At 37.3% G+C, this 22,100-nt stretch carries 21 protein-coding genes; 12 read left to right on the plus strand and 9 right to left on the minus strand.

The genetic code is table 11. The annotated features are described in order from the left end of the window. On the plus strand, nucleotides 1-717 hold the full coding sequence (locus GUB10_RS07760; protein ID WP_193710869.1) for an RDD family protein: 717 nt from the start codon (nucleotides 1-3) through the stop codon (nucleotides 715-717). Here GUB10_RS07760 and GUB10_RS07765 read toward each other — a convergent pair whose 3' ends face one another. Continuing rightward, nucleotides 718-1,476: a peptidylprolyl isomerase gene (locus GUB10_RS07765; protein ID WP_193710870.1), complete on the minus strand. Its 759-nt coding sequence runs from the start codon at nucleotides 1,474-1,476 to the stop codon at nucleotides 718-720. It abuts the gene before it with no gap. On the opposite strand from GUB10_RS07765, the gene GUB10_RS07770 reads away from it, so the two are divergent. The 3 genes from GUB10_RS07770 (at nucleotide 1,475) to GUB10_RS07780 (ending at nucleotide 3,902) form a co-directional block, all read left to right on the plus strand. Beyond that, nucleotides 1,475-2,116: a CoA pyrophosphatase gene (locus tag GUB10_RS07770; RefSeq protein ID WP_193710871.1), complete on the plus strand. Its 642-nt coding sequence runs from the start codon at nucleotides 1,475-1,477 to the stop codon at nucleotides 2,114-2,116. The two genes, GUB10_RS07765 and GUB10_RS07770, sit on opposite strands and share 2 nt — an antisense overlap. A gap of 163 nt (nucleotides 2,117-2,279) precedes the next feature. Further along, complete coding sequence (locus GUB10_RS07775; RefSeq protein ID WP_193710872.1) at nucleotides 2,280-3,077, plus strand: 1-acyl-sn-glycerol-3-phosphate acyltransferase; 798 nt, start codon at nucleotides 2,280-2,282, stop codon at nucleotides 3,075-3,077. Nucleotides 3,078-3,110: 33 nt separating this feature from the next. Further along, entirely contained in the window at nucleotides 3,111-3,902 is a 792-nt protein-coding gene (locus tag GUB10_RS07780; RefSeq protein WP_193710873.1) for a tRNA pseudouridine(38-40) synthase TruA, read from the plus strand. On the opposite strand, the gene recQ is transcribed toward GUB10_RS07780, so the two are convergent. Next, nucleotides 3,899-6,016: a DNA helicase RecQ gene (recQ, locus tag GUB10_RS07785; protein WP_193710874.1), complete on the minus strand. Its 2,118-nt coding sequence runs from the start codon at nucleotides 6,014-6,016 to the stop codon at nucleotides 3,899-3,901. The genes GUB10_RS07780 and recQ overlap by 4 nt on opposite strands. Before the next feature lie 173 nt (nucleotides 6,017-6,189). Then, on the minus strand, nucleotides 6,190-7,128 hold the full coding sequence (locus GUB10_RS07790; protein WP_193710875.1) for a C1 family peptidase: 939 nt from the start codon (nucleotides 7,126-7,128) through the stop codon (nucleotides 6,190-6,192). 308 nt (nucleotides 7,129-7,436) lie between these two features. On the opposite strand from GUB10_RS07790, the gene ychF reads away from it, so the two are divergent. The 3 genes from ychF (at nucleotide 7,437) to GUB10_RS07805 (ending at nucleotide 10,635) form a co-directional block, all read left to right on the plus strand. After that, nucleotides 7,437-8,531: a redox-regulated ATPase YchF gene (gene ychF / locus GUB10_RS07795; RefSeq protein WP_193710876.1), complete on the plus strand. Its 1,095-nt coding sequence runs from the start codon at nucleotides 7,437-7,439 to the stop codon at nucleotides 8,529-8,531. Between the two features lie 94 nt (nucleotides 8,532-8,625). Further along, the gene (locus GUB10_RS07800; RefSeq protein WP_193710877.1) at nucleotides 8,626-9,360 is read left to right on the plus strand and encodes a class I SAM-dependent methyltransferase; all 735 of its coding nucleotides are present in this window, start codon (nucleotides 8,626-8,628) and stop codon (nucleotides 9,358-9,360) included. A gap of 81 nt (nucleotides 9,361-9,441) precedes the next feature. Then, nucleotides 9,442-10,635 carry a hypothetical protein gene (locus tag GUB10_RS07805; RefSeq protein ID WP_193710878.1) on the plus strand — a complete coding sequence of 398 codons (1,194 nt, stop codon included), beginning with the start codon at nucleotides 9,442-9,444 and terminating at the stop codon, nucleotides 10,633-10,635. A gap of 120 nt (nucleotides 10,636-10,755) precedes the next feature. Here the strand turns inward: GUB10_RS07805 and GUB10_RS07810 are convergent, their stop codons facing one another. From GUB10_RS07810 to GUB10_RS07820, 3 genes are all read right to left on the minus strand, one after another. Further along, complete coding sequence (locus tag GUB10_RS07810; protein ID WP_193710879.1) at nucleotides 10,756-11,694, minus strand: ring-cleaving dioxygenase; 939 nt, start codon at nucleotides 11,692-11,694, stop codon at nucleotides 10,756-10,758. Between the two features lie 205 nt (nucleotides 11,695-11,899). Beyond that, complete coding sequence (locus GUB10_RS07815) at nucleotides 11,900-12,223, minus strand: phosphoribosylpyrophosphate synthetase (protein ID WP_193710880.1); 324 nt, start codon at nucleotides 12,221-12,223, stop codon at nucleotides 11,900-11,902. Between the two features lie 40 nt (nucleotides 12,224-12,263). Further along, nucleotides 12,264-12,656 carry a DUF302 domain-containing protein gene (locus GUB10_RS07820; protein ID WP_193710881.1) on the minus strand — a complete coding sequence of 131 codons (393 nt, stop codon included), beginning with the start codon at nucleotides 12,654-12,656 and terminating at the stop codon, nucleotides 12,264-12,266. A 175-nt stretch (nucleotides 12,657-12,831) separates the two neighbouring features. Between GUB10_RS07820 and pyrR the strand changes: the two genes are divergently transcribed. The 5 genes from pyrR to GUB10_RS07845 all read left to right on the plus strand — a co-directional run bounded on the left by pyrR (nucleotide 12,832) and on the right by GUB10_RS07845 (nucleotide 16,288). Beyond that, nucleotides 12,832-13,371 (plus strand): bifunctional pyr operon transcriptional regulator/uracil phosphoribosyltransferase PyrR, encoded by a 540-nt coding sequence (gene pyrR, locus GUB10_RS07825; protein WP_193710882.1) that lies wholly within the window; start codon nucleotides 12,832-12,834, stop codon nucleotides 13,369-13,371. 8 nt (nucleotides 13,372-13,379) lie between these two features. Further along, nucleotides 13,380-14,309 carry an aspartate carbamoyltransferase catalytic subunit gene (locus GUB10_RS07830; RefSeq protein ID WP_193710883.1) on the plus strand — a complete coding sequence of 310 codons (930 nt, stop codon included), beginning with the start codon at nucleotides 13,380-13,382 and terminating at the stop codon, nucleotides 14,307-14,309. 40 nt (nucleotides 14,310-14,349) lie between these two features. Beyond that, nucleotides 14,350-14,682: a ribonuclease Z gene (locus GUB10_RS07835; protein WP_193710884.1), complete on the plus strand. Its 333-nt coding sequence runs from the start codon at nucleotides 14,350-14,352 to the stop codon at nucleotides 14,680-14,682. A gap of 9 nt (nucleotides 14,683-14,691) precedes the next feature. Beyond that, a complete protein-coding gene (locus tag GUB10_RS07840; RefSeq protein WP_193710885.1) occupies nucleotides 14,692-15,600 on the plus strand; it encodes a ribonuclease Z in 909 nt (302 codons plus the stop codon). A gap of 181 nt (nucleotides 15,601-15,781) precedes the next feature. Beyond that, entirely contained in the window at nucleotides 15,782-16,288 is a 507-nt protein-coding gene (locus GUB10_RS07845; RefSeq protein WP_193710886.1) for a CAP domain-containing protein, read from the plus strand. 85 nt (nucleotides 16,289-16,373) lie between these two features. Here GUB10_RS07845 and GUB10_RS07850 read toward each other — a convergent pair whose 3' ends face one another. The 3 genes from GUB10_RS07850 to GUB10_RS07860 form a co-directional block, all read right to left on the minus strand. After that, nucleotides 16,374-18,236 carry an OmpA family protein gene (locus GUB10_RS07850; RefSeq protein WP_193710887.1) on the minus strand — a complete coding sequence of 621 codons (1,863 nt, stop codon included), beginning with the start codon at nucleotides 18,234-18,236 and terminating at the stop codon, nucleotides 16,374-16,376. 17 nt (nucleotides 18,237-18,253) lie between these two features. Further along, on the minus strand, nucleotides 18,254-19,165 hold the full coding sequence (locus GUB10_RS07855; protein ID WP_193710888.1) for a type IX secretion system membrane protein PorP/SprF: 912 nt from the start codon (nucleotides 19,163-19,165) through the stop codon (nucleotides 18,254-18,256). Nucleotides 19,166-19,177: 12 nt separating this feature from the next. Beyond that, nucleotides 19,178-22,100, minus strand: a 2,923-nt coding sequence (locus GUB10_RS07860) for an HYR domain-containing protein (RefSeq protein WP_193710889.1), incomplete at its 5' end; no start/stop codon positions are given.

Below are 22,100 nucleotides of genomic sequence, written 5' to 3' on the forward strand. Positions count from 1 at the left end.
ATGGATAATTTTCAAATAGAAACCGCTCAAAATATTAGTATTAATCAGAATGTTGCCAGCGTGGGCGACCGTATACTGGCATTTGTAGTAGACGTATTTATTATAGGTGTTTATATAGTAATTAGTTCACTGGTACTGGCAGGTACCGGGTTAGATGCTGCGGGCCAATGGGTTTACTATTTGGTAATGGGGCTTCCAACCTTGCTTTATTATTTGTTGTGGGAAAGTTTATATAATGGGCAAACCCCCGGTAAGGCCGCTTTGCAAATTAGGGTGGTAAAGTTAGATGGTAGCAGGCCTGCTTTCGCTGAGTATTTAATTAGATGGCTACTACGTTTTATAGATATTTCCCTTAGTAGTGGAGCTATTGCAGTAGTGACTATTTTACTTAATGGAAAAGGACAGCGTTTAGGTGATCTTGCGGCAAAAACAACGGTAATTTCAGAAAAACCCAGAACTAATTTAAGTCGAAGTCTAGGAGTAGACCTGCCCGAAGGCTATCAACCCAAATATCCCCAGGTAAGCCTTTTAAAAGATGCCGATGTGCAGAATATTAAAAATTTGTATCAAACCGCTAAAATAAATCGTAATCACCAACTTATTTTATCGCTTTCAGATAAATTGGCCGAATTACTGGAAACCCAACCCCAGGAAGCCCCTATGGAGTTTGTACAGCAAGTAATTAGCGATTATAACTATTATACACAGCGGTTGTAATTAGTCTATAATTTCAATATCCATTTCTACATTGTCTATGGGCCATTCAGACTTGCCGGTTTTAACTTTTGCGATTTTTTCAGCTACATCCATTCCTTTGGTAACACGCCCAAAGACAGTATGGTCGTTATTTAGGTGCGGGGTTCCATTTTTATCCATCACAATAAAGAACTCGAAGGGAGAAGAAGCTTTACTCACATTTTGTTCGCTGTATTTTGCTGCTGAAAACGCTCCATAGGTATGTTTATGCCCGGCTTTAAATTCGCTTGGAATAAGGTAATCGCCAATTTGTGAACGTTTTCTGGGGGTAGCTACATTGTCTGAATTTCCACCCTGAATTACAAAGCCGGGGGCTACGCGATGAAAAAAAGTATTATTGAAATACTCTTTTTTTACCAACATTATAAAATTAGCACGATGTAAAGGCGTGTCGTGATAAAGCTTTACTTCAATATTTCCAAAACTGGTAATTATGCGAATATGGTTTTCTGGGTTTTCTTTTCCATATGCTGTTAAAAATGGAATTAGTTGCTCTTGTGGAATAGGGAATCTATCATCGGTTTCTTTTTCATCTTTAGTAGCTTTTGCTTCTTTTTTAGAATATTTAGCTTTTAGAGAGTCTATTTTTGAAGTTTTCTTAGTAACTTCTTCTTTGGTAGAGCCACTTTCCAGGGTGTTTTTACTGGAAGATTCCTTATCTTCACAGCTTGCAAAAGAAAGAATTAGGAAAAGATATAAGATAGAAAGCGAGGTTTTCATGGATTTTAAGGATTTTAAAGACAGGGTACCAAAATTAAAAAAAATTGGACTTCCGGGAGAAAAGGCGCATCATAAATTAGTGCCGGGGAATCGTCGTGAGGTTATGAAAACCCTGGATATTAATAGTCTTAAGCCTAATAAAGCGGGTGTTATGGCAGTTTTTTATCCTAATAACCTGGGGAAAACGCATTTGGTATTAATTCTAAGGAAAACCTATAAAGGAGTTCATTCTAATCAAATTGGTTTTCCCGGCGGGCGTGTAGAGCCCGAAGACGAGAGCCTTGAGCAAACCGCATTACGGGAAACCGAGGAAGAGGTTGGGATCCCCCGGAATAAAATAGAGGTAATAAAGGAACTTACTCGTTTGTATATTCCGCCCAGTAATTTTTGGGTGCAGCCTTATTTGGGCTTTATGCAAGAAACCCCAACTTTAATTGCACAGGAGAGCGAAGTAGAACGCATTTTAGAGGTAGATTTAGACCACTTTTTAGATCATTCTAATTTTGTGACCGAAGAATTAAGTACCAGCTATGCCAGCAGAATGCGCGTGCCAGCGTTTAAACTAAATGAACAAATTGTATGGGGAGCTACCGGGATGATGCTTAGCGAAATACGAGAAATATTTAGAAAGAGCTTCTAAAACCTAAGAATTGCTATATTTGCGCGGCTTAATTTTTATTATATAATCGATATTTAAATAGTGTTCGCGCTGTTTCAAAATTAATTGGTTAGATATCGTGAACTGGAATCTTAACTTAATGGAACTATAGGTTTACGGGAAAGTAAGAATTGAAATTTAAACTATGGGATTAGTAAAGAGAAATCCGTTTGGACACATTTTATTTCTGAAAAAGTGGCTTATCCGTATTTTTGGATTGCTAACCCACCGTCGTTATCGTGGTTTTAATGAATTAAACATTGAAGGTTCAGAAATCATTAAAAACCTTCCCGAAACAAATGTGCTTTTCGTTTCTAACCATCAAACTTATTTTGCCGATGTCACAGCTATGTTCCACGTTTTTAACGCCAGTTTAAGCGGCAGGGTAGATACCATAAAAAACATTGGGTACATCTGGCAGCCTAAACTTAATATTTACTATGTAGCTGCCAAAGAAACCATGAACGCGGGTTTGCTTTCCAGGGTAATGGCTTATGCAGGAGCTGTAAGTGTAGAGCGTACCTGGCGGGCAAAAGGGCGGGAAGTAGAGCGTAAGGTAAATCCTAACGATACCAAAAATATAGGGGTAGCTTTAAAAGACGGTTGGGTAATTACTTTCCCTCAGGGTACAACCAAACCTTTTAAACCTATTAGAAAGGGGACAGCCCATATTATTAAACAATATAAGCCCGTTGTAATCCCTATTGTAATAGATGGCTTTAGACGATCTTTTGATAAAAAAGGAATCAGGATTAAGAAACGGGGTATTCTACAAAGCATGCAAATTAAAGAGCCGCTTCAAATAGATTATGAAAATGATTCGGTAGAAGAGATTGTAAGCAAACTGGAATATTCCATAGAGCAGCATTCTTCTTTTATGAAGGTGATTCCGCCAGAAGCTGTAAAGGAAATGGAAGAACTAAACAAAAAAAGGAAATATTAATAACTTTATTTCAAACCCCCGAAATAGATAGATTTGCAACCCAGGCGTTATTTTTACTTAATTAAAATTCAGTATTTAGGTTATCGGTTACACGGTTGGCAAAAGCAGCCCGATGTAAAAACGGTAGAAGAGTTAATCACTAAAACCCTAAGATATGTGTTGCCTGAAGAAAAATTTAAAATTTTAGGCACCAGTAGAACCGATGCCATGGTATCTGCTCAGGAATCGGCTTTTGAGCTGTTTTTAGATTACCAGCCATTAAAGGATTTAGATGAATTCTTAAAAGAGTTCAATCTTAATTTGCCACAAGATATTCGGGCACTTTCTATAACCGAAGTAGATGCAAAGTTTAATATAATTCAACATCCAAAACTTAAGGAATATGCGTACCTGTTTAGTTTTGGAGAAAAAAACCATCCGTTTTGTGCACCTTTAATGGCGAATTTTCAATTTGATTTGGATATCGAATTAATGAAAAAGGGAGCCAGGCTTTTTGAAGGTAAACACCAATTTAGGAATTACTGTGTGCGGGTTTCTAAGAACAGTAAATTTGAGCGCGAGATCATAAAATCTGAATTGGTAGAGAACACCGAAATAACCGCCAGTTTTTTTCCTGAGAAATCTTATATTTTTCATATTCATAGCGCCGGTTTTTTAAGACACCAGGTAAGGCTTATGATGGGCGCTTTATTAAAGCTTGGTAAAGGGGAATTAAGCTTAACAGATCTTGAAAACAGCTTAAAACCGGACGTGCAAATGCAAATGAATTATGTTGTGCCGGCTTCAGGATTGCTTTTAAATAAAATTGGCCTGGAAGATTTTTAAACCTCTGCTTCCTGTTTTTCCAGGACAGTTAAAGCCAACCGAATACTACCGTAATCTATGGCACCTTCAAAATGCTCAAAATACACTTTTAAACCTTCGGGGTTTTTTAGTTCGGCTTTTGCTTTTTCAATAGCTTTAAAATCGGCTTTAGAAATATATTTTAATGGGTCTACTGCTTCATTTTCAGCATATAGTTTAGCTAAATGGGAGTAGATTGTAGTAATGGCCAATTCCCGCTTTTGGGCTATTTCCTCTAAACTTAAACCTTCATTTAATAAATTAAGGGTTGCCTTGTAGGTATTTGATTTTTTTCTCTTTTTGTTAGTTCTTTTGGCTTTACTGAAAGCGATAATCTCTTTGATGAATTCATAGCCGTAATCCTGCATTTTTTGTCTTCCCACACCATTAATTTGAAGAAATTCATCATCGGTCATAGGGCGGGACTTCTCCATTTCCTTTAAGGTTGCATCATTAAAGATAAGGTAGGCAGGGATTTCTTCTTCCCGGGCAATTTTTAAACGCAATTGCCTTAATTTTTCGAAAAGGGAATTATCGGAAGAATTTTCTTCAACAATATTTTCTTCACGACGTTTGAGCTTTTTTCGATCGGGAACTTCGGCAAGTTGTACTTTTTCACCTTCAAAAAGCACATTTTTTGCCATGGAAGTGAGCTGTAGGTTATTGCCCCTGTGAAAAGCAATCTCTATATAACCAAGGTTAATAAGTTGTATAATATACTGTTGCCAATGATGCCAGGAAATATCTTTGCCTATACCAAAGGTTTTAATTTGCTGATAATTTTTGCTGAAAACTGCTTCGTTTTGTGAACCGCGAAGCACATCTATCACTAAAGTAATGGGTTCATTCTCCTTTAGCCTGAAAATACAGGAAAGGGCTTTTTGAGCGATTACTGTTCCATTAAAAAACTGCGGCGGATTCTTACAAATATCACAGTTGCCACAATCTTCTTGTTTTAACTCTCCAAAATAGCTTAATAATATTTTTCGCCTGCAGCTTAAAGCTTCCGAATATTGTTTCATTCGGTCTAGCTTTGCTAGCTGCACCTCTTCATTTCCTGAGTTTGAAGCAAATTTTTGTAGCTGCACCACATCGGCATAACTGTGAAAAAGCAAAGTATCTGAAGGCAACCCGTCCCTACCGGCCCTACCAATTTCCTGGTAGTAACCTTCCAGGTTTTTGGGCATGTTGTAATGAATTACCCAGCGAATATTAGATTTATCTATTCCCATCCCAAAAGCGATAGTAGCACAAATAATCTTTGAGTGATCGTTGATGAAATTATCCTGGATCTCAATGCGTTTTTCTGCCGATAAACCGGCGTGGTAAGCTTCAGCCTCAAAACCTTTTCGTTGCAGTTTTTCAGCGATTTCTTCAGTGTTTTTCCTACTTAAGCAATAAATTATTCCGCTTTCTTTTTTACGTGTTTTAACGAAATTAGTTATTTGTTCAAAGCGCTTAATTCCCGGCCGTACATCAAGGCTTAGATTTTCCCTATCGAATGAAGCTATGTGCTTTTCGGCATTTGGAATATTTAATTGCCGGCAAATATCTTCACGCGTCGCTTTATCGGCTGTAGCGGTTAGCGCAATCATTGGGGTAGTAGGGAATCGGTTTTTTAAATATCCCAACTGCGTATAAGCCGGTCTAAAATCGTGTCCCCAGCTAGAGATACAATGGGCTTCGTCTACGGCAATCAGGCTTATTTTTCCATCGGTCATAAACTTATCAACAAACTGTAGGCTTTCCGGGGCTACATAAAGCAATTTTAGTTCTTTGGAATCAATTTTTTTAAAGATTTCCTGTTGCTGGCTTTCTGTTTGGCTGCTGTTTAAAAAAGCGGCAGGAATGCCATTGGCTGTAAGCCCGTCTACCTGGTCTTTCATTAAGGCGATAAGCGGCGAAATCACTAAGGTAATTTCAGGAAGCAAAATAGCAGGAAGCTGGTAGCAAATAGATTTACCGCCACCGGTGGGCATAATTACCAGGTTATCTTTTCCTGCAAAAACCGAATCTATTATTTTCTTTTGGAGTGGTCTAAAACTATCGTAACCAAAATATTCTTTAAGCGTATGTAAAACCCGGGTATCTTCCATAGCTGCAAAGTTAGTTTAAACTAATAATTAGCAAACAATGCCAGGTAGAAATATGGAAATCACCTATTTTAATATCGGGTTAACCTAGATTGAAAAGTAAAGTTTTTAGAATCGGGACAGCCTAAGGATTTTAAGAAATTTATATTTCACCTTTTCCTGAAATCAAATAAATTTTAAAGATCGTAAGCCACGTAGGCCTGGTTAATTATCCTAAAAGAGGCACCGGGGTCGTTAACATTTTCAAAAGCCTGGTAATCTATCCAAACAAATCCGTTGTCGCCCCAGTCTTCCCCCCAGGAGTTTACCAACTTAAAGGCATTATACTCATTGCTAAAACCAACTACCAACATAGCGTGGCAGGTTACATCATTATAATCTATGCTGTGCTCGCGATAAGCGGTTAAGCCAAAACTATCGGTTTTTCCAAATTCCGGAGAAAGGACTGCACCTACTATAATGGGTTGTTGCTGGGTAAGCAGAGTTTTCATTTCGGCAATCATATTTTCTCCACTTAAAGCTTTATAGTCGGCTATTCGAGCTTGAGCAGCCACTTCAATTGTAGCTTCGTCGGGTTGTGTTTCGCATTCATTTTCGGTATAAGGAAAAAGTTCCAGCGCTGCGACACCCTGTTCTTTAATTAAAGCAAGCGTTTCAGAGATAGAAGTCCCACCGCAGTCATCGGTTGTAAGTTGGTTGTAGGTATAAGACGGGCTCAGGGTGGTTGCTTCAGAATAGGCAAGGCCCGATTCAATTTTCTCCTGAAAAGATTTCATATAATAGCTGGTGGCCCAGGAAGCACAGGAACCCAATTCACCCTGATTGCCAACCGGAGGTAGAAATTCAGATAAATCAAAGCTTTCGGGTAAATCTTCGGGAATATTTAGCGCTTCCAGTAGGTTTTCAGTATCTATAGTGTAGTTTCCATTGCCTTCACAGTCTAATCCTGTAGCATATACTTCGCCATCTTCAGAAATAAACTGATTTTCGGTTTCCTGCGGTATTTCAGGACTTTCCGGGTTATTGCTACCGGAAGTATTTATATCGTCCCTGTCCGTATAACAGGAAATAAGACTTAATCCAATTGCTAAAAATAGTAGTTGAAGTTTTTTCATAATGGTTCCGGATGTTTTTATAAGTATTTAAGCATCAATGATTGCACCAATTTATTTAACTGCTGTGAGATATCTTTAATGATTTCAAAATAGTAGATAAATTTATATGTTGAGCCTTTAATTATGTAATCCTAATTTGTCGCAAAACTTAAATAGCCTCATTATATGTTCACGGTTAATTATAAAAAAATGGATTCTTTAGGACACTCTTATTTTTAAGCTCTTTAGCTTATTAAAATACTATTTAAAAAGAAATTAGTGGCTGCCATGGAAAATATGTACATTTGCAGCCGCAAAAAATCAATACTATGAAAGCCGGAATTGTAGGATTACCAAATGTAGGAAAGTCGACACTTTTTAATTGTCTTTCTAACGCCAAGGCACAAAGCGCAAACTTTCCTTTTTGTACCATAGAACCTAACGTGGGAGTGGTGAATGTTCCAGATCCAAGAATCCAACGTTTAGAACATTTAGTAAATCCGGAAAAAGTACAACCGGCCACCGTAGAAATAGTAGATATTGCCGGTTTGGTAAAAGGAGCCAGTAAAGGCGAAGGCTTGGGGAACCAGTTCCTGGGAAATATTAGGGAGACCGATGCAATTTTGCATGTTTTACGTTGTTTTGAGAACGATAATATTGTACACGTAGATGGTTCTATAGATCCTATTCGGGATAAAGAAACCATAGATATGGAACTTCAGCTGAAGGATCTTGAAACCACCGATAAAAAGTTGGAGAAAGTAAAGCGTGCTGCCCGTACCGGGAATAAAGAAGCACAAAAAGAACTGGAGGCTTTAACCAAAGTAAAAGACGGTTTAGAAGCCGGAAAATCTGTTAGGGCTATTGATCTTACCGAGGATGAAAGAAAGGAATTTATAAAACCATTGCAATTTATTACCGATAAGCCGGTAATGTATGTTTGCAATGTAGATGAAGGTTCTGCGGTATCTGGAAATGAACACGTAGACAAGGTTAGGGAAGCGGTAAAGGAAGAAGGTGCTGAGGTTTTGGTGCTTGCCGTAGGAACTGAGGCTGATATTACCGAATTAGATGATTATGAAGAGCGCCAAATGTTTCTTCAGGATATCGGTCTGGAAGAGCCGGGAGCAGCTAAGTTAATTCGTGGAGCTTATAGTCTTTTAAATCTTCAAACTTATTTTACTGCCGGGGTAAAGGAAGTACGTGCCTGGACTATTCCTGTAGGTGCTACCGCACCACAAGCTGCCGGAGTAATTCATACCGATTTTGAGAAAGGCTTCATTAGAGCTGAAGTAATTGCTTACGAAGATTTTGATACTTTAGGGAGCGAGGCAAAAGTAAAGGAAGCCGGAAAAATGCGTGTAGAAGGTAAAGAATACATCGTAAAAGATGGTGATGTAATGCACTTTAGGTTTAACGTATAATTCTTTATTAATTCTAAAGATAAATTTAAGAGCCGCTGTTTAAGTGGCTCTTTTTGTTTCCTATTTTCTTAATTTAGAGGAAACAGGAAGCCTTATGAAAGATAACTTTTCTTCACACTCTTCAGCTTATGCTACCTATAGACCTACTTACCCTAAAGCTTTGTATCAATTTTTAAAGGAAAAATTGAATACTACTGAAAGTGTCTGGGATTGTGGCACCGGAAATGGGCAGGTGGCTGCAGAATTGGCAACTTTTTTTAAAGAAGTACAGGCTTCAGATATTAGTTGCCAACAATTAAAGCATGCAATTAAAAAAGATAATATTCATTATTCTTTACAAGCCGCAGAAAATACAAATTTCTCAGATAATAAATTCGATTTAATTACAGTGGCACAAGCTATTCACTGGTTCGATTTTGAGCAATTTTATAAAGAAGTAAACCGTGTTTTACAACCTAATGGTCTCATTGCGGTAATAGGTTATTCTTTATTTAGAAGCAACCCTGAAACCAATGCAGTTATTCTTAAGTTTTATCGTAATATTATTGGCGATTTTTGGGATAAAGAAAGACGCTACCTGGATGAACAGTATCAAACGATTCCTTTTCCATTTCAGGAAATAAAATCCCCGGGATTTCAGCAGGAATATACCTGGTCTTTTGAACATTTAGTAGGCTATTTAAACACCTGGAGTGCTGTAAAGCATTACGAAAAAGAAAAAGGAATAAACCCTGTAAACCTCATAATAAAAGAACTTAAGACTTCTTTTGGAGCTAAAAATAAGGTGGTATTTCCAATTCTTAGCAGGTTAGGAAAGCCTGTTAATTAAGATATTAAATAGAACTGGCACAAAATATGATTATCTTCGGGTCGTTAAAAAATGCTTACTAACGATTAAAAATTATCTACAATGAATAAATTGGGTTTTGTTTTTTTGTTTGTATTAGGAACGCTTTTTCAAAATAGTTTTGCGCAAAGCTTTGCCGAAGACCAATCGGTAACCCAACAAGTGCTTCAGGAACTTAACCGTGAGCGAAGCTTGTTAAGTCAGAACCTGGAGTTTAGAATTAAAGAAATCGACTCTAAAATTAGTAACCTGGATGAAAGTATACAGAACACGAATTCCTCGGCCGAAAAGGTTGAAAAGCTATTGGAAAGGGTAAAGTTCCTGGAAGAACGCCAGGAAGAAATAGACAAAAATACCATTAGTGTTTACAAATATAATTACAGTTCGGCTGTATTAAATCTGGCTTCTATGGAGCGGGAAATTAAACCTTTGAATCTTTTTAACGCTTCAAGAGAGTTTTATGCTACATTAGATGAGGTGAGTAATCCTATGCATTATGAAGGCTACCAGGAATGGTTTGGCGAATTTAGAAAGTTTGTAGAAGAAGAAAAGAAGAATGATGCCAGGCTTTCGGCCCTAAGCCATATTTTGTCTGTCACCGGAGATCTTGCACAAGGTACGCCCTTTACAGGAATGTTCGCAGGAACCGTTTTTGACGGAATTGGCAGCTTTATAAATTCGTTGGGTTGGGGCGATAAAAAGCTAAAAAAGCAAAGTACAGAAATGTTGAAGTTAACCACAACTGTCGCACAATTTACCCACGATAAAGATCTTATAGAGACCGAATGGGAGTCTATAAATAAAAACCTGGATGAATTAAAAGAGCTTCAGGAAAAGGCAATGCAGGAAAACCTGGTGCAAATTCTTGAGATAGATCCAAAGGAGTTTGATAAAAAATTCACGAATGAAACCGATGCAAAAAAGCGTACCCAATATATTTTAGACATTTCAAAAATTGCAGAAAATAAGATTGTGCAAGAGAAAGCGAAGAACCCTGAAAACTGGAAGCAGGATTATCACGATCAAATGATTGCAGTGCAGAATTTAAAAATAAGGTTTGGGACTATTACTTTTAGAATTCTTGAAAACCTAAAGAAGTATGACTCTCTTATCAAGAAATATGAAAACGATGAATATTTAAAAACCAAGATTGTAGATTTAAAGAATAAACTGAATACGGTAAGAAACAGTTTTGAGTCTACTTTTAATCCGCAAGAGTATATTAAAGCCTCTAATGAGATGTATGTAGTAGAGTAGAGGATTTCTTAGTAATAAAGACTATCTGAAAATCATTAAACGTAATCCTGATTTTATTTCAGAGCTTGCACCGATTTTTCATCGGAGATCTAAAATTTTCAGATAGTCTTTTAGTTTTATCTAGTGTTTTAATTCCGGAAGAAGTTTTTCAATTCTATCTCTGGAACCTTCATATTGCGAAGGCAGTTTGAGCGCGCTACCAAGCTCTTCCAGGCTTTCATCCCTTGTGAATCCCGGATTATCGGTTGCAATTTCAAATAAGACTCCCCCGGGTTCTCTAAAATAAAGTGAGAAGAAATAATCCCTATCTATTTTTTCAGTGATTTGAAGGCCTTTTTCTCTAATCTTATCTCTAAAATACATTTGAGTTTCTTCATTTTTAACCCGAAAAGCAATATGATGATTAGTTCCACCGGCGTTAATACCACGCTCAGCAGTAGGATCCTGATGGATGTCTACTATGGCCGCATTTTCTACGGTATTGGTCTTATATCGGTAAAAATCATCTTCCTTTTCCTCGAGTTCATATCCAAAAATATCGGTAAGAATACCAGCCGTAGGACCTACGTTATTAAGGGTAAGGGTAACGTTATGAAAGCCTTTTATGGCAACATCGCTATTAATCTCATCTGTTTGCCAGGCTTGCCGATCATCACTATGTTTGGGAACTACCAATTTTAAATTAAGACCGTCGGGATCACGAAAAGCTAAATATTCTTCACCAAATTGTTCTCTGGTTTTACCATATTCCACTCCATGTTTTTCAAAGCGTTCTTTCCAAAAATCCAGGCTTCCTGCGGGAACAGAATAACCAATTTCTGTAGCCATGCCTACACCATTTTTGCCTTTTTTAACTCCTTCCCATGGGAAAAATGTGAGGATGCTGCCGGGTGTTCCACTTTCATCTCCAAAATAAAAATGATAGGTTTTGGGATCATCAAAATTCACAGTTTTCTTAACCATTCTTAATCCCAGTATTTTTGTGTAGAAGTCGTAGTTGCGTTGCGCATTTCCGGCAATTGCCGTAATATGATGCAGACCAAGTATTTTGTGTTCCATGTTTTTTATGCTTAAGTAAGCAAAAAGTAACTAAAACAAGGTTAAAGTAATTATAAAAGTAAAGTTAATATCAAACTTAAATAGATTTGACCTTATGGAATTTTAGTGGAAAAAGTGAATTGTAGGGGATGGCGGCATAAATAACCCGAATAGGTGTCTTTTTGCTTAACTGAAATTCAATATCCTTATTGATGGCCCTTTTTCATTAAAGGTGTTTATGAAGCCGTTTTACAATATTATACGTGTTGGAATCTGAATATGTGCCAAAGGCATTTACTAAAACACCCTTTATTTTATGATTATGGGAGGAAATTGCATATACAATCATTTCGTCTCCGGGATCTGTCATCCCTTCAAACCTATAAATTTCATCTATCTCAAACTCTTCAGGCGAAAGCTGCAGGCTACGTGCGGTATCTACTAGTTTATCGTTTTCCGGCTCTAATTTAAAGTCGGTAGTATATCCGCGAGACGCCAAACCATTGATAGCCTGGCTAACTGTTTCGTAATTGTGTCTTTTTACTACCATAATCAGGATAATTAATTATTATAATGAGCTTGAAGATAATTTAGTTCAATGAAGCTATTATCTTCTTAAGTTTTTGCTGTACTTCTGTGGCTATTTCCTCGAGAGAATCATTTTTTGCCGCTTGCATGGAAGAAATTGGATCTACTGCAGAAACTTCAATTTCACCATTTTCGTTTTCTTCAACAATTACATTGCAAGGCAGAAAAACGCCAATCTTATCTTCGCTTTTTAATGCCTTATGCGCAAATACGGGATTACAGGCACCTAAAATCCTGTATTTTTTAAAGTCTACATCAATCTTTTTTTTCAGTGTTTCTTTTACATCAATTTCAGTAAGTACCCCAAACCCTTCTTCTTTTAAAGCTGCAGTTACTGTTTTTATAGCTTCATCAAAGTTTTTTTCTTTTAACGTAGTATTAAAATAGTAGCTCATAACTTAAATTTTATAGATTAAATTGCAGGTTTAATTTACGAAGAAAATTATATAGTCTATAGTTTTTTTCGGAAACTGTTCTAAAAAAAGATTTATAATCTGAAGCTCATTGAACTTTAGAAAAAGATAAAAAAGCTTACTTTTGTGGTAGAAATTCTACTTTTTGCAACTAATTATGGGTCAAAGAATATTACTGAATGCCGATGAGATAAATATTATTCTCCACCGTCTTGCCTGCCAGTTAGTTGAAAATCATACCGATTTTAAGCATACGGTTATAATTGGAATCCAACCCCGGGGTGTTTTTCTTGCCGAAAGAATTATAAAAATCCTTCAAGAAGAATATGGGATCACAGATTTGAATTACGGGCATTTAGACATTACTTTCTATCGGGATGATTTTAGAAGAGGAGAGAAACCTCTTGAAGCCAATAAGACTAAAATAGATTTTATAGTTGAAGATAAGAAAGTTGTTTTTATAGACGATGTGCTGTATACCGGCAGAAGTATACGAGCGGCACTTACAGCAATACAATCATTTGGCAGGCCCGCCGAAATAGAATTATTAAGTTTTATAGATAGAAGATTTAGCCGTCATTTACCAATACAACCTGATTATAATGGAAGGCAGGTAGATGCCATAAATGAAGAAAAAGTAATAGTAAACTGGAAAGAAAACGATGGGGAAGACGTGGTTTATCTGGTTTCTAAATAAGTAAATATATGAGCGAATTAAGTGTAAACCACTTACTTGGAATTAAATATCTTAATGAGAAAGATATTGAGCTTATTTTTAAAACGGCCGATCATTTTAAGGAAGTGATAAACCGGCCTATAAAAAAAGTCCCTTCGCTAAGAGATATTACCATAGCTAATTTATTTTTTGAAAATTCAACCCGTACCCGCCTTTCGTTCGAGCTTGCTGAAAAACGATTAAGTGCAGATGTTGTTAATTTCTCGGCAGCTTCTTCTTCGGTTAAAAAAGGAGAAACGCTTATAGATACCGTAAACAACATTCTCTCCATGAAGGTTGATATGGTAGTTATGAGGCATCCAAACCCCGGTGCAGGTATATTTCTTTCCCGCCATGTAAATGCAAGTATCGTTAATGCTGGAGACGGGGCCCACGAGCATCCTACCCAGGCACTTTTAGATTCTTATTCTATTAGAGAACGTCTTGGGGAAGTAAGAGGGAAAAAGGTGGTTATTGTTGGGGATATTCTTCATAGTAGAGTGGCACTATCTAATATTTTTGCACTGAAATTACAGGGAGCCGAGGTGAAGGTATGTGGTCCAAAAACACTTATACCAAAACATATAGAATCTTTAGGGGTAGGTGTGGAGACCAATCTTAAAAAAGCTATAGAATGGTGTGATGTAGCTAATATGCTTAGGGTTCAAAATGAGCGTATGGATATAAGTTATTTTCCAAGTACCCGCGAATATGCTCAACAATTTCAGTTGAATAAAAGCTTATTGGAAAGTCTGGATAAAGAAATAGTGGTAATGCACCCGGGACCAATAAACAGGGGGGTAGAAATTACCAGTCAGGTTGCTGATGCCGAAAACGCTATTATTTTAGATCAGGTTCAGAATGGAGTTGCCGTTAGGATGGCGGTAATATATTTACTTGCTTCTAAAATTAATAGGTAGAGGTTAGGCTTAAATAATTTTAAATTTAAAGATTGAACTTATGAAGATTTTAGAGAAAGAAAATTATATCTTAATAGACCCCCTGGAAGCCCCAATTGTAGATTTTGTTTCGCTTCTTACCCAGAGACATACCGAATTTGAGAAGAAGAATCTAGTAGTTAATCTTCTGGCTTATAAAAACCTTAAGAAAGATGAGGTGCTGGGTTTTTTAGAAATCTCTAAAATTCATCAAGCACAAAATAAATCTTTTGTTTTGGTTAGTAACGCCATTACTATAGACGAATTGCCTGAAGACATTATTATGGTTCCTACATTGAGAGAAGCCGAAGATTTAGTTCAAATGGATGAAATTCAAAGAGACTTAGGGATATAAACCTTTTCTATGAAGCTCAATATCCTTGGTTGTTATGCCGCTACCCCGCGTAGCTTTACCAATCCCAGCGCTCAGGTTCTGGAAATGAAAAACGAGTTGTTTTTAATTGATTGTGGTGAAGGAACCCAGGTACAACTAAGGAGGAATAAAATCAGGTTCTCTAAAATAAAACATATTTTCATATCTCACCTGCACGGGGATCATTGTTACGGACTTGTAGGCCTTATTTCCACCTTTAGATTATTGAACCGGGAAAATGAGCTACATGTTTATGGCCCAAAGGGGATAAAAGAGATCATTACGCTACAATTAAAATTGTCTAATTCCTGGACAAATTATCCACTTTATTTTCATGAATTAGAAAGTAAAGAAGCTCAAATTATTTATGAGGATGAAAAACTAAGTGTAGAAACTATACCATTGGTGCATAGGGTATACACCAATGGTTTTCTTTTTAAGGAGAAGCCGGGAGACCGTAAACTACTTATAGATAAAGCAATTGAATATAATATAGATGTTGCTTTGTATAGGAGCTTAAAAAAGGGAAAAGATGTTAGGTCAGAGTCAGGGGAGCTTGTTCCCAATCATCTGGTAACTGCTAATCCAGAACCACCAAAAAGTTATGCTTACTGTAGTGACACAGCTTTTAACCCAAAAATGATTCCACAAATTAGTGGTACCACAGTTTTGTATCACGAATCTACATTTTTAGAAGATAAAGCTGAGTTGGCATTTCCAACCAAGCACAGTACGGCAAAAGAAGCCGCACAGATTGCCAAAGAAGCGGGGGTAGGAAAATTAATCTTAGGGCATTATTCTACACGCTATACCGATATCAATTTATTTAAAGAAGAAGCTACAAGCATTTTTAAGAAAGTTGATCTAGCCGATGACGGTAAGGTTTTTATCTTTGAATAGCACTTCCACTTCATTTTACTTACATTTTTGACTAGCAGTGTTTTAAACACCTCATTTTTAGTAGGTTTAATCCTACTAAAAATGTTAAAATGCAGAAAAAAATCGATGAAATGCATACTTAGCTATGCATTTAGTCGATAAAAAGTGTACTTTTAACTTCCCAAGTCTAATATTATGACCTATGAAAAAAAGTACACTTAGATTTATCGTGCTTGTTTTGCTAACTGTCTCAACAGTTTCTTGTGCAAAAGAAAGTATAGAGGAAGAAGTAAATTCTTACAATCACACCGCTGAAGAAAAAGTGCATTTTGATTATTCTGAAATTGAAAACACTATTCTAAAACTGGTAAATGAACATAGAGAAACATTAGATCTTAAACCACTACAGCCAATTGCTGAAATCTCTTTTGAAGCAGAGTCCCATAACTACTATATGTTAGAGGTGGGGAAAGTTAGTCACGACAATTTTGGAGCGCGCTACGAAAATTTAGTAAAGACATTAGGAGCCAAAGCGGTTAGCGAAAATGTGGGGTATGGTTATCGTACTGCAGATGCGGTTGTAAAAGCCTGGCTAAATAGTAAAGGGCATAAAGAAAATATTGAAGGTAACCATTCTCATTTTGGCGTATCGGTAGTAGATGATGCAAATGGACGTAATTATTTCACCAATATATTTATAAGAAAGTAGAGTAATTATTTTTTATAACTTGATTAAGCTAAAAAGGTTCAGCAAAATGCTGAACCTTTTTAATTTATAAAAGAAGCGTAATAGCTTAATTCATGTTTACAACACTAAACATAGAACGTCGGTTTAATTGATGCTGCTCTCTGGAACATCTATCACAAGCTATTGCAGGTTCACGTTCACCATAGCCTTGCTCCTTAATACGATCTTTATCAATTCCTTCGGCAATTAAGTAATCACGAGTTGCTTTAGCTCTTCTTTCGGCTAAAGCTTCGTTATAAGCTTCACTTCCCCGTTTGTCGGTATGCGATCCAATTTCAATTACCAGATCGGGGTACTCATCACGCATTAATTTTACCAGTTTATCTAACTCTTTTGCGGCATCAGGTCTAATATTGCTTTTGTCAAAATCAAAGTATATATTGTTTATTTCTGCCAAATACTCTACATCTGCTACAGGTTGAAGAGCAATATTATATTCCATTTCTACTTTATCTTCCATGTTTTTGGTGCTTAAAGTAGCCTTGAAACTCTTATACTCTATCTGTTTTGCTTCCAGGGGAATACTTATATTTCTATTTACTTTTGTTTTGTAATTTCCATCGTTATCAGATTCCAGAAAAGCAATTTGCTCGTTTTCTTCATTAAAAAGCCTAATAGTGGCCTGCGCAATAGGATTGCCATTCACCGCATCGGTAACTTTTCCTTTTAAAATTAGTGGAAGCAGACGATTAAATGCGTATACATTATCTGAGCCTTCACGGTTTGAAGCTATAAACCCGGCATTAGTATCAGATTCGCGAAAATAACTAAAGTCATCTAAGTTGCTGTTTATAGTTTCTCCAAGATTGGTAATTTGGGCGTTCCCATTTTTTAAATCAATTTTAAAAATATCTGCCAAACCATAGCCTCCATGACCTGATGAGGAAAAATATAGTTCTTCATCTTCATCTATAAAAGGAAAGGTTTCATCTTTAGCTGTATTAATTTTTTCTCCCAGGTTTTCAGGTACTCCAAAATTATTATTGCCGTTGATAGCAACTTTATAGAGATCGGTGCCACCCTGACCACCGGGCATATTGGATGCGAAGTAAAGTGTTTTTCCATCTTTGGAAACCGATGGATGTCCTACAGAATAGGCGTCACTGTTAAATGGCAGTTCCTGAATATTCGTCCAGGCTCCACCTGAGTTTTGAGCAGAATAAATCTTTAAATGATTTGTAGCTTCTTCGTCACGTTTTCCTTCTTTGTTATTGTAATAGTTGTTTCTGGTAAAATAAAGCGTTTCACCGTTAGGGCTAAAGCTTAAAGGACCATCGTGTAATTTAGTGTTGATTTCTTCTGAAATAGAAGTAGCTTCATTTTGAGGGTTTAGCTCATAAATATCCAGGAATGGCTCGTTATTCCAGGAATATTTTTTGTCTGAATTATTCGTGTTTCTGGCAGAAACAAAATAGGTTTTCTCCCCATATTTTACCGCTCCAAAGTCACTGAATTCTGAATTAAACCCGGTTTTTGTTAGTGTATACGTAGTTTGAACCTCCGGATGCTTTGCGTTAAGTATTTTACTGACTTCAGTAACAACTTTTCCGTCGCTATCAAGATATTTTTGTAACCACTTTCGTGACTCTTCATATCTTTTAGCTCCACGTAAAGCCCTGGCATAGTCATAATAATATTCGGCAGAACTATTTAAAGAATCCTCTAAAATGTCTTCATAATAGAATACAGCATTCTCCGGACTTCTTAATTTCATGTAAATCTCGGCCAGTTTTATCCTATTTTCCCTGGTATTATAGTCGTTTTCAATAAGATCTTTATAAACTTCTACAGCTTCAGTATAAGCGAGATTATTATAAAGTTTATCTGCTCTCTTTTGTTTCCCATATTGTGCTTGCACCGACATGCTAAACACGAAGAAAAATAGGCTTAAATAGTATAGTTTTTTCATAATTAGCAGCTTTTATTTTAGAAGAATCGGGGTGATTTATAGCGTGTTTTTTGGAACCTGAATTCATAAATAAGCAAGATTTCATGAGATCCCGAGGTATATGGTCTAATATCTGAGATAGAGTATTCGTAGGCATAACCGGCCCTAAAACCATCAAAGAGTTCTATATCCAGGAAAGCCCCCAGGGCATCGTCTAACCTCCAGTTAGCTCCCAGATAAAATTTCTCATTAAAAATCATTGTTCCAGAAAAATCTACCGAAAGTGGTGCACCGCTGGTCATTTTAAGTAAAGATGTGGGCCTAAATTTTAGGTTTTCGTTTAGATCAAAAACATATCCACCGGTAAGGTAATAGTGAACCTGTTCCATAGCCAGGAATTCACTAAACTCGTGGTTGTTGTTATTGATTAGCTTTGGTGCCGATGCTCCAATATACCAATTTTGGGAAGATAGATAAAAACCAAGTCCAAAGTTGGGTGTCCATTTATTAAATCTATCTTCAAAAAAGGGATCATTTAAAACCTGCGGATCGTTAAATAGCTCCCGGTCGAGATTGTAATAGCTCATCCCGGCTTTTAAACCCATAGCTAAAGAGACATCATTATTAAAATCTAAGCGATAGGCAAAATCACCATATGCATAGGTATAATTTTCATAACCGGTTTTATCGTTTATTACCGAAAGTCCCAGGCCTACTTTATCGTTGGTAAGCGGGGAGTGGATGGAAAGCGTTTGGGTTTTTGGTGCCCCACTAACGCCGGCCCATTGATTTCGGTTTAATGCCGTTATGGAAAATCCATCCCTGCTACCGGCATATGCCGGGTTTACAGATATAGTATTGTACATATACTGGGTAAACTGCGGCAATTGCTGCGCTAATCCAGTTATGGAAGACATAATACAGAATAGGAGTAGGTATATATATTTCATGATGTTCTGTTTTTATTTTGTTCCTAAATAGATGTAACCTTGTATTGGTTCAAATCCGCTATTTCTAATCTCCAGGACATAGAAGTAAGTTCCGGATGGCAATTGATTGGAACTTGTTGCCGAATTTGTAGCATAGCCATCCCAATCGTTTTGGTAATTAGTGGCTTCATATATTTTATTTCCCCATCGGTTAAAGATCATCAAGTCATAAGTAAATCCACATTCACTGGCAAAATCTATTGTGAAATAATCATTGCGATTATCCCCGTTTGGTGTTACCGCTTTAGATATACTGGACTTAATATCTTCCAGGCTACATGGTAATACCACACAATCATCATTAATGTTCACCGTTACACTTGTGGTAGAGTTACAAATACCATTGTTAAGTTGATATTCAAAAGTATAAGAGCCAACCTGTAACAATGCCGGGTCAATAAAATCTTGGGTTAAAGCACCGGTTTGCTCAGTGTCTACCCAAACTCCGGAGTCATCATATTCACCTTCCAAAAGTTCAAAAAGATTAAAGCTTGAGTCTTCTATACAAAGGCTTATAGTACTTGTCTCAATTTCAGTTGCAATAGGTTCTTCTAATATAACTTCTGTAGCTTCAGATACCTGGCCAAATTCATCCTTTGCGGTTACCTGGTAAGTTCCCGGTTCAAGATCTGTAAATTCCTGTACCGCTTCATAGTTTTCACCATCTATACTATAGGTAAGTCCGTTTTCAGTATTTATTAGGATTACCCCCGTTGGTGTTAAACAGTCTGGTTGAATAAGGTCAACTTCCGGAGCAGACGGTATCGGTGGAGTTTCTTCAATAATTACCAGGAATGAACAGCTAACAGAATTTCCAGAAGCATCAGTAACCTGATATGTTACTACGGTCTTTCCTACAGGGAACTCTTCGCCAGAGGCAAAGCCTTCTATGAGTTCAATACTGGTTCCTGAACAGTTATCTGTAACTGAAACCCCCTCGTAATTAACAACAATAGAATCTGTTCCATTTTCAACACTTAGTTGAATATCATTGGGGCAGGTTAATACCGGAGCTTCATTGTCTATTACATTTACTACAAAACTAGAGTTTACTGAATTACCATTCACATCAGTTGCGGTATATGTTATTTTTGTTTCCCCTATCGGAAATTCAGCACCCGAAGCTAAGCCCTCAGTAAGTTCTATGCTTTCTATGCCACAATTATCATTAGCCGAAGGAACCGAATAATTAACAATTGCTCCACAGCTATCGGGATCCGTATTTACTGTAATATTTTCCTGTTCAGCAATTACCGGCGCCTGATCGTCAGTTACCGTTACGGTTTGTATTACGGGTTGAGCTTCGTTTCCATTATCATCTGTCACGGTCCATGTAATATTGGTGGTTCCCACGGGATATTCTGCATCTAATGGCAGATTATCATCCCTTGTTCCGTTTACATTTCCAACCGTACAGTTATCAGTAGCCGTTGGAGGTACAATTTCTATCATTGCCCCACAGGTATCTGCATCTGCAGTAGTATTTATAGCTTCCACAGCAGCGATTACCGGCGCCTGATCGTCAGTTACCGTTACGGTTTGTATTACCGGTTGAGCTTCGTTTCCATTATCATCTGTCACGGTCCATGTAATATTGGTGGTTCCCACGGGATATTCTGCATCTAATGGCAGATTATCATCCCTTGTTCCGTTTACATTTCCAACCGTACAGTTATCAGTAGCCATTGGAGGTGCAATTTCTATCATTGCCCCACAGGTGTCTGCATCTGCAGTAGTATTTATAGCTTCCACAGCAGCGATTACCGGCGCCTGGTCGTCAGTTACCGTTACAGTTTGTATTACCGGTTGAGCTTCGTTTCCATTATCATCTGTCACGGTCCATGTAATATTGGTGGTTCCCACGGGGTATTCTGCATCTAATGGCAGATTATCATCCCTTGTTCCGTTTACATTTCCAACCGTACAGTTATCAGTAGCCGCCGGAGGTACAATTTCTATCATTGCCCCACAGGTATCTGCATCTGCAGTAGTATTGATGGCTTCCACAGCCGCGATTACCGGCGCCTGGTTATCGATTACCGTTACGGTTTGAGTACAGGTTGTTTTATTGCCAGCTAAATCAGTTACCGTCCAGGTAACGATAGTTTCTCCCAGTTCAAACACTGATGGAGCGTTGTTGGTAATGATTAATTCTGAATCACAATTGTCTTCGGCAATTAGCTCGCCAAGCATTAATTGGGAAGCAGTACATTCACCTTCATCTACAAATACATTTAAGTCGGAAGGACAGGAAATTATTACCGGTGCCTCTTCATCCAAATCGGCTTCTATAGTTACTTCAACTTCCGATTCACAATCATCATTTTGTGCTACTAGATAATAAACTCCCTGAGCCAGGTTAGTAATCGAACCATTCTCGTGGGTATATTCATTTTGTTCGTTATCTCTAAGGATATAAGTCAATCCTTCCTCAATTTCAAATTCAAGGCTTCCGTTATCTAAATTACAAGTTGTATTAGTAATAGAGATAACTGTTGGAGCAATTGGAGTTCCCAGGTTTTCTATGATAACCAAAGCTTCAGAAACAGACTCACAATCGCCATTGTCTGCCTGTACAAAATAAGTACCAGCACCTAATCCGCTGAATTCTCCATTTGCAATCGAATTATTTAATGGATTTTGGTTTTCATCTAAAAGAGTATAAGAAATTCCCTGTACCGTAGTTACCAAAATAGTCCCGGTGGTATCTTCACAAGTTGGCTGCTGTGAAATACTTGCCTGTGGCTGCGCCGGAGTTCCTAGATTTTCTATGATAACCAAAGCTTCAGAAACTGACTCACAATCGCCATTGTCTGCCTGTATAAAATAAGTACCAGCACCTAATCCGCTGAATTCACCGTTTGCAATCGAATTGCTTAATGGGTTTTGGTTTTCG

The organism is Salegentibacter sp. BLCTC, from assembly GCF_015143665.1.
Classification (GTDB): domain Bacteria; phylum Bacteroidota; class Bacteroidia; order Flavobacteriales; family Flavobacteriaceae; genus Salegentibacter; species Salegentibacter maritimus.